General features: G+C 53.7%; 8 protein-coding genes and 2 pseudogenes. 1 reads left to right on the top strand and 9 read right to left on the bottom strand.

Features of this window, described 5'->3' with window-relative positions:
- From ASG35_RS18920 to ASG35_RS32755, 9 genes and pseudogenes are all read right to left on the bottom strand, one after another.
- The coding region (locus tag ASG35_RS18920; RefSeq protein WP_056360694.1) for an ImcF-related family protein at positions 1-2,734 on the bottom strand (2,734 nt) is incomplete at its 3' end.
- A 90-nt stretch (positions 2,735-2,824) separates the two neighbouring features.
- A complete protein-coding gene (locus ASG35_RS30850; RefSeq protein WP_235527608.1) occupies positions 2,825-3,094 on the bottom strand; it encodes a PAAR domain-containing protein in 270 nt (89 codons plus the stop codon).
- A 1,491-nt stretch (positions 3,095-4,585) separates the two neighbouring features.
- Positions 4,586-5,668: a T6SS immunity protein Tli4 family protein gene (locus ASG35_RS18910; protein ID WP_156393239.1), complete on the bottom strand. Its 1,083-nt coding sequence runs from the start codon at positions 5,666-5,668 to the stop codon at positions 4,586-4,588.
- Positions 5,662-7,122 (bottom strand): lipase family alpha/beta hydrolase, encoded by a 1,461-nt coding sequence (locus tag ASG35_RS18905; RefSeq protein ID WP_235527594.1) that lies wholly within the window; start codon positions 7,120-7,122, stop codon positions 5,662-5,664. Before ASG35_RS18905 ends, ASG35_RS18910 begins: the two co-directional genes overlap by 7 nt.
- Before the next feature lie 207 nt (positions 7,123-7,329).
- The gene (locus ASG35_RS32170) at positions 7,330-7,791 is read right to left on the bottom strand and encodes a DUF2345 domain-containing protein (RefSeq protein WP_268761131.1); all 462 of its coding nucleotides are present in this window, start codon (positions 7,789-7,791) and stop codon (positions 7,330-7,332) included.
- Between the two features lie 12 nt (positions 7,792-7,803).
- On the bottom strand, positions 7,804-8,170 hold a 367-nt coding region (locus ASG35_RS32165), incomplete at its 3' end, for a DUF2345 domain-containing protein (RefSeq protein ID WP_235527606.1).
- A gap of 73 nt (positions 8,171-8,243) precedes the next feature.
- Positions 8,244-8,956 (bottom strand): annotated as a pseudogene (locus ASG35_RS32765) (type VI secretion system Vgr family protein); the annotation flags it as partial.
- Between the two features lie 26 nt (positions 8,957-8,982).
- Positions 8,983-9,806, bottom strand: a pseudogene (locus ASG35_RS32760) (type VI secretion system Vgr family protein); the annotation flags it as partial.
- A gap of 85 nt (positions 9,807-9,891) precedes the next feature.
- Positions 9,892-10,227 carry a contractile injection system protein, VgrG/Pvc8 family gene (locus ASG35_RS32755; RefSeq protein WP_442854849.1) on the bottom strand — a complete coding sequence of 112 codons (336 nt, stop codon included), beginning with the start codon at positions 10,225-10,227 and terminating at the stop codon, positions 9,892-9,894.
- Positions 10,228-10,839: 612 nt separating this feature from the next.
- On the opposite strand from ASG35_RS32755, the gene tssB reads away from it, so the two are divergent.
- Positions 10,840-11,343, top strand: a complete 504-nt coding sequence (tssB, locus tag ASG35_RS18880; RefSeq protein WP_056360670.1) for a type VI secretion system contractile sheath small subunit — start codon at positions 10,840-10,842, stop codon at positions 11,341-11,343.
- The last annotated feature ends 55 nt before the right edge of the window (positions 11,344-11,398 follow it).

The following is an 11,398-nucleotide window of genomic DNA, read 5'->3' as shown; positions in this document are numbered from 1 at the left end:
CCGCGAAMGACTTGTTCCAGGTCGCGACGATGGTCTGGCGCCAAGCATCGTTCAGACTCGCCTGCGCGGGTTGCAGAACGATTTGCGTGGCCTGCGCGACGGGCCGCACGAAGAGCGCATCGCCCATGCCGGACCACTGCGCGCCGAGGCTTGCAGACACGAGCTGCGCGTAGGCTTGGGTATCGGCGAGTTCGGAGCCTTTGCCTTGAAATAACGCTTGAGCGAGTTGACGCGCTTGGGCGTCGGCATCGGTGCCGTTGCTGATTTGCTGGAGCTTTAAACGCAGCGCGGTGACGCGTTCGAGATAGCGTTGCAGGCTGACATCGCTGGTGGCGCTCGGCTTGCCCGCGGTCGCTTCTCCGACCTCTCCAATGAGCCGAAGCACCGGCCCAAACGATGCCGATAATGGTCCCGCATCTTTGGCGATTGCCGCGCCTTGCGGATCGTCTTTCTTGCCGAACATGTTCTGCGCCTTGGCGACCAATGTGTCGGAGAGCGACGCCTGATGCACGCCCGCGTTGCCCTGGTAATCAAGCGATTTCATCAACGCGATGATCGGCGATTGGCGTGCATCGGCAAGCAGTTTCATTTGCTCGATAGCGGCGGGAATGTTCGGCGCGGGTTGCCATTGCAGCGCGTTCATGAACGACTGCCAGTGTTCGGCGTAGTCGTTGAAATATTGCGTGGTCAGCGCGGCTTCGAGCGTATTGGTCGACGACGCTTGCGTTGAGTCGACAGGAGATGCGGACGAGTCGTTATTGGCGAGCACCCAATCACGCGTGACGTCGCGGCTTTTAGCGGCTTCGGTGATGGCTGCAGCCACGTAACCTTCGTACGCTTGACGCGTGTAGACGCCGGGTACGGTCCCGTTGCTTCGGACCAGCCCATGTGTGTCGGTGCCAGTCGTCAACGATGCCAGCGTTTGGTCAGGATACTTGTTGCCCACGCCCGCGAGCACGCTTTGATAGACCGTGTCTTCGGAGTTACGCACACCGATCACCGAGAGCAACGTCTGACGCGACGCGTTGACCAATTCCTCACGCGGCTGAATGCGCCATGCATCGTGTGCTTTGAGATGTTGAGCGTAAAACCCCAGCAGCTGTTCAGCGAGATCAAGCTTTGCGCCAGCGGAAACGTTTGCGCTCGTCGTCCAGTAGCGCACGAGTTGCGGCGTAAGGAAACTGGTATCGACGCGGCTTGGATTCGCAAGCATCAGATACGTTTTAAGCGCTTTGTGACCTTCGAGCGCGGCACTGTTCGCGTGGTCATCGAGTGAGCCCGTGGGCATCTGACTCAGATCGATCAACGTTGCTTCGAGGCTGTTCTGGATTGGCGTTACTAAAACCGATTTGCCGGCGGCGGAATAGGATGGCCACAAGGCGGAGAGGATCGCTTTGTCCTGGTTGAGACCGAAGCGGGTCCATAGTGGAGACTGGTGCGCGACACGCTGTTCATAGCCGCCGATTTGCTGCTGCAAGGCGAGTAACGCGTTCAGACGTGTTGCCGCGTCAGGCGATGAGTCGAGCGCCTGGACGGTTGCACGCGCGTTGAACAGGTTGCGTGCGTTGGTCATGCCGGAGATCAACATGCCCGCGGTCCAGATACCGATCACCGTAAGCGCGACGGTTGAAAACACAGTGACAGGATGCAAGCCCATGCGCTTGCCGTGCGCTTTGCGCGAGATCGTGGCGAGGTGAGCCCATAGCGGCAGATCAATTATGCTCGGCAATACCAACGCGGCTTTAGCTTCACGTGATACATAAGCGCGAGGGAATGGCGCAAAGAACGCGCCGGATACACCTTGGTGCCGATCTTTCCGGTTCATTAGCACTGCAATCAGCTGCGCAAGCAGCGCGCTACGGTCATCGAGTCGCTTCGACAACTCCGCCGAGTAGCGGTCTTTAACGCTTCGAATCAGTTGTTCGATGCTCGCATGTCCAATGCGGTTACGTAGCGCCAGTAGCGTCGATTCGATCGTTCGCGCGTTTGCGTCAGGCGCGAAGTCGCAGCCGATTAACGCCGTCCGGCCGTCGTTCCACTCGTCCGTTTTAGCGATGTCGAGGACATAGACGGGTGCGGACCAACGCAGTGCGGCTGCGATGCGCGCCAGACTCACGCTGTGAGAAGCAATGCCTTGGTGCTGAGGCAAGGCATCCACGGTTTCGCCGAGGGTGAGGATCACCGCGTCGATTGGACGACTGCGACGAAGCGAGCGGAGTTCGCGAAGCCAGCCTTCATCCGGTCGTCCGTCAGGCTGGGGCTTGTTCCATAACAACACCGCATCTTGAGTGACGAGCCAACCGTTTTGAGCCAGATCCGGAAGAGCGCGGGTAAAGGTTGCCTCGTTGCCAGTCAGCAAAAGCCAAGATTGGCGGTAGCGCCAATGCACGCCATTCTCCGCGCGCAAGTATTCGCGAAGCGCGCTCAGACCGGTTCCAGTCTGCTTTGTCGCGCTTGGCGACGTGGCCAGTGAACCTTGGGTTGTACCAACCATTTCGGGAGCACGGATATGCAACCATCTTGCGAGGTTACGCGCGGCACTACCTATTCTCGCTCGGTTGTCGAATGCGAATAAAAAAGCGAAAGCGAGCGCGCACAACGCAATCCCGGCGATCCAGTTGCTCCGCGCTTCGGGCGTCGTGATGCCAATCTCTTTGCCCCATACAAGGACAAAAAGAGCGACGACCAAAGCCAGCGCTGTGATACCGAGTACGTCTAGGGACAGCTTTTTCATAGCAATGCTTTCTTTAATGTTTGCGCGAACCTCCTGTGGGTAGGTGGTGCGGCGACCCAGATATCTGTGGATCACAAGTACACTTACCTGTCACACTTCCATGTACGAGGTGTACTGGGAGGGAAGGAAGTACGAGCTCGGGTTGCACAGACACAGGCAAATGTCATCACTGAGCGCGGCTTCGCGTCCATCCGGAGCAGTCATTGAATGACGAGGTCCGACGCATACGATTCGGCCGATCGTTTTACACACGGGACATGCCACAGGATCGCCTTCATAAGCTTGCTCCCGGTCGCCCAACATGTCTGTTGAATCGCCGTTCAATATCGTCGCCCCTGTCGTGGTCTTATCGCCCTGCATGAGGTCATAACGCTTTGCCATGGTGATGCGTTTCCTAAGGTTGCTAGATTTGGGTATCGACAATGCAGCCAGGTTTGTCGAGCGAGCCTCAAATTGACGTTTCGACCAAAGCCGATGATGACGGCGCATTCACGGTCGCAGATCGGACGAGCACGGCACAGTCGAACGTATGTTCCGAACCGGCAAATACCATCTGCCTCGGTGCAGTGTCAGACAAAGACTTCGCGGCGCACGCGAGCGCCAGCCAAGGTGCAGCAACGCCTGCAAAACCGATCGACTGGTCGATCTTGATTACGTTGTTCGGTAAACCGAGCAAGCTGCCTTCGGAAACGACTGGTCCCCACTGCGTCGCCGCGAAGCCTGTCTCCCAAACGCCGGCGATGTCTCGCGCTGCCGATTTGCCCCATTTCAACGCGGTCAGTAAAGCCTCATGTGCTTGTTCGAATCCTCCACGAACTGGTCGATGAAGATTTGCTTCAGACTTCATTGCGCGCCGTGTTGCCTCAACCTCCGGCAGCAAAAGTAGCGAAGCCGCTGCCTCCGCTGAACCGGGTGACGGCGAAGCGCTTTGTAAGACATTGAGTTGTATGGCTACGATTAACCGAGCTTTGGTGTCATCCATTTCTATTGTTCGATCCAACCATTGGTCAAGCATCGTGAAATCGACACCGGAATCCTTGATCGCAATGTCTGCTCGAGGTAATTCGAGCTTCCCCCATTGATCGTTCCAAATTTCGTTCCGCTCCGCGGCGGAAAGTAGACTGGACGTAACAAAATGAATTTCAAGCGCTGTCCTTTGATGCAGCGCTTTGATGGCCGGTGCAAGCTCGACAAGCAAACCTTCGAAAAGCCACTTCGCGACTTCAATGTGCCGCTTCTTGTCAGCCGTGAGTGAGCCGGGTGCAAGCTTGACCGACGGCACGACCAGCCACCGTGCGTGGACTGGAGGTGCATTCGCCGCGATTCCGATCTGCGAGACAAGCTTCATCGACTTATCACAAACTTTATCCAATGCGTTTTCTTTCGGGTCGCACGAGAAGCGGTACGCCGTAGCGAGTATGGCGAAGGGCTGACTAGCAGCGTCAAAAACGCGTTGGTTGTACGCGCGAACCACTTCATTTCCAGCCTGGATGTCTAACCTTRCTGCCTCGTATGCGCTAAACCGGCGCGAGACGACAAAACCAGCTAGCGCAGTCGGAAGAACGACRASCGTTGTCCAGAACCGCCAATCATTGGTCGGCATGTGTTTGGGCCATAGCAGCACCGTCGCCGCACTGCCTGCCACTAGCAGTATGACGAAGACAATGCTCCAAACGGGTTTCGACGGCGGAGTAGACGGTTCCGGTTNGGGCCATAGCAGCACCGTCGCCGCACTGCCTGCCACTAGCAGTATGACGAAGACAATGCTCCAAACGGGTTTCGACGGCGGAGTAGACGGTTCCGGTTGTTCCTTAGGTAATTGCCGAAAATCAACGGGCATAAGTGTTCACTTTAGAAGCCATTCGGTCGCGGACGTAATGTCCGCGAAACTGCGTCCCAGAGTGCGATGGCTTCGCTTTCGGATAGTGAAGAGTGACTTGGTCTTGCTTCTGGCGTTGCGTCCGGAGACGTTCCCCCGTTATGCAGATTCAACGTAATTAGTGGATTGAGAGCGCTTCCCGTCAGCGAGTTGCCCTCCAAATGGAAGATGTTTCCTAGAACACCGCTTGGCATAGTGCCCGAAATCAGCCATTCTTCTGCGATTAACTCATCTGGAAGTTCAACAACTCCTTTGCGCAGGGTTCGACCGCCAGGCGTTGCTTTAATCATCTGCTCGATCTCTTTAGCTCTCTGTAAAAGGGAGTCTGCCTCCTTAATTCCTGAATCAGTTGTGACGTTAATAGTGACGTCCGGGTGATCTTGTAGAACGAAGAAATTTTGTATGCGTTCCGAATTGGTAGCACTGCCCGGCAAAAATCCGCCTAAAAAACACACGCCTGGCCCAGATGGAACGTTGTTGTGGGCGCGACCTTGAACACGTGCCAATAAGGCGCCTACAACTCTAGTCTTTTCTTGTAGGTTGCTTTTTATTGGGTTATTTTTATACAAAGGGTGTTCTTTATAGACAGAGTCGGTCCAATCAAAAGCGTTGCTCCAAAGCTTAATCAAATACCCGCGATCCCATTTATACGCTTCTATGAGTCGAGTACCGTCGCTTAAAGAATTCGGATCTCCGAGGGTAATAAAATATCTTGTCCCTTTAGATCCTGCCTCACCGTCCGCGTATGAATACTTGTATTTGCTTTTAGTTTGCCTAATCGAGTTTGCTCGCTCGTCCAGAAATATTTCGAACCGCTCCTCTGGCATCAACTGAGCATCAAATTCAACACCCTGGATGCTCGCTCGCCCTGACATAGCTGCCATTGTGGGGAGCGAAAGCATAAATCGCCCAACACAACGCGGCGTCAGTTCGAAATTAATTGGATCGCTTATTTTCATTTCGGTTTGTACATTTGATTTGGGAAAACTCGTGCCGACCATAACGACGCTAAGGGCAAGACTTGGAAACCAGCGCTTTACTATTGTGTCTAACACTCTTGATACTCTAATGATGTGCCCCTGACACGATCTACCAATTTAGTAATTGCCCAAAGCGCGAACAGTTTCTGCGTTTCTTTTTTATAGGCACTTTCGTGGTCGACACCGGAAAAAGCGAGACACATTTGAACACCCGGCTTACCAAAAGGGGATCGCCCCGATCGGACTGGAACTGTTCCATCGCCGTTTTCGTTAGGCGCTTGCAAAACAAACTTTGCCGTCGAGGAGCTTTTGTTATACGGGTCAACGATAGTGTACGTACCGGTCCCCTTTCCCTTGCCCGGTGGCTGCTGCAAGAGGTCAGGGAACGTATTCTCCGAAGCTTTAGATTCAAAAAAACGACGCGCTTTTCGTTTCCAGATAACATCACCCCAAGTTGCGTGCTTCGGATCATCTCCGAAGAAGGCGAACGTCTGGTTGTGGTAGGCATTAGCGATCGAATTGTGAAATGGATATACTTCCTCTCTAATTAATTCAACAATTTTTCCCCAGTCTTTCGTAATAAAAACTTTCTCTGGGTCAAGTGGGTTAATTAAGGATTCGTCTACCAACGCCCACCATTTCTTTTCTTGTATATAAATTTCAGTGTACGGCTCGGAATGTGGGAGCGCTTGAATGGATTCTCCGTCTTGTATCTTTAACCATCCAGATCCGTATTCTGTACTTGGCAATAATTGCAGCGCGCCGGGTGCTTGAGCAAAAACGGCAGTTATCTCAGCAGCATCCGCTCCGAGTACATACCCCGCTATGCCTTCGGTCCCGGCCTTGACTCGTTTGTACGCGGTCGCAGATCCGGTTGCCGGCATTACGCCGTGCACGATCCCCAAAACATTATCGCGACACCCAGCAATCACTTGGTCTTCTTGATTATTGGATTTGTTATTCGGCAAAACCTCGGAATAGTAACGTGCTACGAGGCCACCCATCGAATGGGTAACTAGGATGACCTTTTCGCATACTTTCCCTTGAGCGCAATATTTCGCGACAAACTCGTCTATCTTTGATGCCAACCGTTCCGACGAAGCTTTGTTAGATTGGAGCCAGTTGTAACCGACAACATGAACAGGCAACTGATACATGTACGATAGCTCCACCTCTTCGATTTTAAGTAGCGTCGGGCCGTTCTCGTCTGAAATGAGTTTCTCAAGTAGTTGGGCGCGCAGTCCAGTTTTACAACTATCGACATCGTTAAGTGCGTTTTCAAGCCAAACTAGCCACTTACCGTAACTGCTTCTTGCAACCTCGCCCCATCCACGCCAACGCAGCTCGCTCTCGGTCTGGCCCGTTCCGCTGTATATTTTGCCCTCCGGAAAAACCTCTGTTAAGCGAGGATCCAGCAGAGTCTTGCGGGTCGCAGCACCGGCGAAAGCCCAATCCGTCGCTAGACCCAGCGCACTATCGATTAACCAAACGGGATCGCCCGACTCAGAAGATTTGAGGTTTGTTCCCATTATTCCGGGGACAAAAATCACGGGGATAACGCGATCTGGCACCATATGGCACACTGCAATGCTGTTATCAGATAGCGATGTGGTCGACGCGTAATGAACCGAACCATCGTCGAGTACTTGGGGCTTAAGAATTCGTTCTGTAGTGCACATATGCTATTCACTTGAGAATGTTAGTTGTAGAGTCCCGTTGAAGATTTTTAGTAGTTGCTACTTTGGGCCTATACGCAACTTAACGCCCTCCACGAATATGCTTTTTTGCAATCCGGTTGTTCCTGCTTTGTCGGTCATCCCTTTGATTACACTCCCATCTCCCATGATTATTGAGAATGCACGATTGGCTACAGGCTTATTGCTAAAAGGCCATTTCAAAGCAAACTGCTCGTCGAACTTTGCATGCGTCCACGTGTTCATTGATTCGCCAAGCGAGGCAGGCCCTTGCCTGCCAAATGAAGCGGACTTAAACGACCTATCCCCACGAGTACCATCTTCGATGCCCGTTGACGACATGCGGAAGTAGGAACCGCCGCACTTAAGAAGAAGCTCTTCTTTAGCTTCGATCGTCACCCGCCCATTTACGCTGATGATCGTCATGTTCTGGTCGGCCAGCAATCGCATCTCATCGCTTTGCGCTTGAATCTCAACTTTTCCTTTGGCTGCAAACAGCTTCATGCCAAGTCGCTNTGATCGTCATGTTCTGGTCGGCCAGCAATCGCATCTCATCGCTTTGCGCTTGAATCTCAACTTTTCCTTTGGCTGCAAACAGCTTCATGCCAAGTCGCTGCGCATAGAGGGAAATGGCCTCACCTGCTGCCACCGTGAACCGTTTAATGGTGCCGATATCCGCGTTACCGCCCGCCGTCGCAATCAAATTGSCCGCCGCACTGAGTTGCAAATGCTCGCCCGATGCGAGTGCAATACCCGCAGGCGCGCTAACYAAAATTCCGGCTTTTTTGAGGTCCTTCAACGTGCCTTCGAGCAACGCTTTTTGCTTTTCGTAATCGGCAGCAACGGCCTGTGCGGCATTCGCCGCTTCGGCAAGCGCTTGCATCTGTTGGAGCGCCTGCTCCAGCAGTCCTTGCGCGGCATTCATTTCAAGCTGCTGACCGCTAGCCGCAGGCTGNTTCGCCGCTTCGGCAAGCGCTTGCATCTGTTGGAGCGCCTGCTCCAGCAGTCCTTGCGCGGCATTCATTTCAAGCTGCTGACCGCTAGCCGCAGGCTGRTCGTCCGCCGAGATAAACATGCCCTTGCCAGCGCGAATCGCGCCATACCCGGACGTCCTCAGCTCATACCCCTCACCACGCTTTTGCCGCTTGCTATCGACCAAATGCCCGAGATTGAGCTGACTCTTGCCCGAATGCTCGGTGCTGATCTTGATGTGCTGTTCGTCCTCCCAGTCCTCCATCCGGATCTTGTTATTCGACTGCGTGCGAATAACGTTGCGCGACATCCATCGTTCCTGGTTGTGAACCAGGTCGGACTGAATGCTGTTGTGATGGAACTGCGAGATGAAGAGTTTGTTCGGATCACCATCGCGGGCCATGATGACCGCTTCGGTGCCATCGAGCACCGGGAAATGAAAGCCGGTTTGCAACGCGCCGGCGAACGGCTTGGCCATGCGCAAGGGCACACTTTCGCCACCCGGATTCCACTTATCGAAGTCGATATCCAATCGCACCGGATAGTGGCCCGCTTTCGTTAAATACGCATACGGGTATTTATTCGGCGACGTCACGCGTGCGCTTAGCGCTCCATGGATTTTCGGCCATTTGCTTTCGTCGATTTTCAGCCTGAAGCGGCGATCGGACGGAATCGCTTTATACGAGTTGCTGTAAGCCACTCATTCCGTTCGATGTAATCACNGGCGACGTCACGCGTGCGCTTAGCGCTCCATGGATTTTCGGCCATTTGCTTTCGTCGATTTTCAGCCTGAAGCGGCGATCGGACGGAATCGCTTTATACGAATTGCTGTAAGCCACGCCCCGGCCGCCCGAGTGCGTTACTTCGATAATCACCTGTCCACTAGGCGCATCGGGTAACGGTTCATCGATACGCAGAATGCGGCCCGGTCGGAACTCGAGCACATTGCTTGGTCCGTGATACACGACTTGCCATGCGATCGCCGCCTCGTGACGCAACTGCGCTTCCCAGCGCGCGCCGTCCTGGCTCAAATGATTCGTGCCGTAGATATAAGGCTGACCATACGTGGTCGTATCGTTAATCGCGACATTCGCTTCGTCCTTAAAGCGCTCCCATGCCACAAGCGGATTGTAGTCGGCGACCAGAACCGATTGCGGCACCACTTCGGTGTGCGTCTCGAGCGCGAACACGGCTTCAGTTCCAGCTTCAAGCCCCGCATTCTCGCGATACGGCACCTTCAATTCAGGCGTGTAGACGTAGTGATCGATATCGTCACCGAATACGACTACGTCGCCATGTTTTCCTTGTTCGGTATAAAAATAAATCCCTTCTTGCTCGCACAAAAGGCGGATGTAATCGAGATCCGATATCTGATACTGCAGGCGAAAATCGTGCACCGGGTATTCCCGGCGCAGTTTGAACTCGAACTGGTGATCCATGAACTTGTCGTTCAGCAGAATCGATTCAATGATTTGCTTCGCACTTTGCTGCTGAAACACGCGGCATCGGTGCAAAAGCGCAAGACGCGCCATCTGCGATGCAACGACNAGTTCAGCTCGACCAGAACGCCCACGCCGTCGGCTCTTTCGGCCACCGCTCGCGCACCGCGCAAATGGGCTATCACCCGTCCGACTACATGGGCAAACCCGTCATCGCCGTCGTGAACACGTGGAGCGAAATGTTCAGCAGAATCGATTCAATGATTTGCTTCGCACTTTGCTGCTGAAACACGCGGCATCGGTGCAAAAGCGCAAGACGCGCCATCTGCGATGCAACGACGATTGTGTATCGATAAAAATCTTTGGTCTTTTTAATCCGCTTGAACTGAGTCACGATGCCACGATAAACACGCGGCTCTATGCTGTCTTCGGCAGTGATCGTGAAGTGTCCGTCGCGTCCGAGATAATCGGCGCGCGAAAGCTGATCCGGATGCGTGAACTCAATCGTGATTTCGTAAGGCGATGCCATGCCCTCGCGCGCGTGATACGAAATCACCGAAATGTCTTTGGAATTCGACGCGCTGGGTACATCNGTGAACTCAATCGTGATTTCGTAAGGCGATGCCATGCCCTCGCGCGCGTGATACGAAATCACCGAAATGTCTTTGGAATTCGACGCGCTGGGTACATCGAGGTGATAGGCCTGTTGGCCGGTTACGCGTAACGCACGACCAATCGAATCCGCCATGTTTCGTCATCCTATTTTTTTCACATTTTGTGCGCGTGTGTGTCGAACGCCAAGATAAGGCTTCGCGCATCCGCTGGCGTCGGACGATAACCAGTTTTTCTCGGAATGTGAATAGCGCAGACGCAAACTAAAAATTTTATTTTGAACGCGTCTGTCTTTAGGAATTTACTGAGAAAAAACGAGGTATGAGCGTGCTAATGTTTAAAAAGAATTTTGGCGCTTGTGTGTGAACCTTCAACCGCAAATGGGGTTGGCAATCCACCGGCGTCAGCAAACTTATGATCCGGGCGTGGATGTTTTTTCTTTAGCGCACGCCCTGTCGCACGATGCTTTGAACCCATCTGGCGACCGCTGTGGTCGTCTGGACTACTGTCAAAAACAAGGAAAAATGAAATGGCGGAAAGTTTTCAGAATGAAGTGCCCAAGGCACGCGTCAATATCAAGCTGGACCTCCACACAGGCGGAGCTTCAAAGAAAGTTGAACTGCCCCTGAAGCTGCTGGTAATGGGCGACTACAGCAACGGACAGAACACTGACGCGCTGGGCGATCGCACCAAGGTATCGGTCAACAAGAACAACTTCAATTCCGTCCTATCGGAACTGAATCCCAAGGCTAAGATCGCGGTGACGAACACGCTTGTGGGCGATGGCTCGGAACTGCCTGTAGATCTCGACTTCAAGACCATGGAAGATTTCTCGCCGGAACGGGTGGCCGCGCGCGTGCCTGAACTTCGCGCACTGATGTCGGCGCGCAACCTCTTGCGCGATCTGAAATCGAACCTGCTGGACAACGCCACGTTCCGCCGCGAACTCGAAAAGATTCTCGTGGACCCGGCCATGTCGGCGAGCTTGCGCTCTGAACTTCAGGGCATCGCGCAAGCCGCACCATCGGCGTAGAGAACGCGCCCTAGCTGAATCGCTTTCAGTCCAAAACCCGCTTATCGAGACTCAA

The sequence above is a fragment of the Burkholderia sp. Leaf177 genome, assembly GCF_001424345.1.
Taxonomy (GTDB): Bacteria; Pseudomonadota; Gammaproteobacteria; order Burkholderiales; family Burkholderiaceae; genus Caballeronia.
The sequence above is the reverse complement of the archived record's forward strand: the minus strand, read 5'-3'. Positions and strand labels throughout refer to the sequence as shown.

Coding starts and splice junctions, on each gene's coding strand:
- ASG35_RS30850 (WP_235527608.1), bottom strand. CDS start 3,094: ATGCAGGGCGATAAGACCACGACAGGGGCGACGATATTGAACGGCGAT.
- ASG35_RS18905 (WP_235527594.1), bottom strand. CDS start 7,122: ATGGGAACAAACCTCAAATCTTCTGAGTCGGGCGATCCCGTTTGGTTA.
- ASG35_RS32170 (WP_268761131.1), bottom strand. CDS start 7,791: ATGAAGCTGTTTGCAGCCAAAGGAAAAGTTGAGATTCAAGCGCAAAGC.
- ASG35_RS32755 (WP_442854849.1), bottom strand. CDS start 10,227: ATGGCATCGCCTTACGAAATCACGATTGAGTTCACGCATCCGGATCAG.
- tssB (WP_056360670.1), top strand. CDS start 10,840: ATGGCGGAAAGTTTTCAGAATGAAGTGCCCAAGGCACGCGTCAATATC.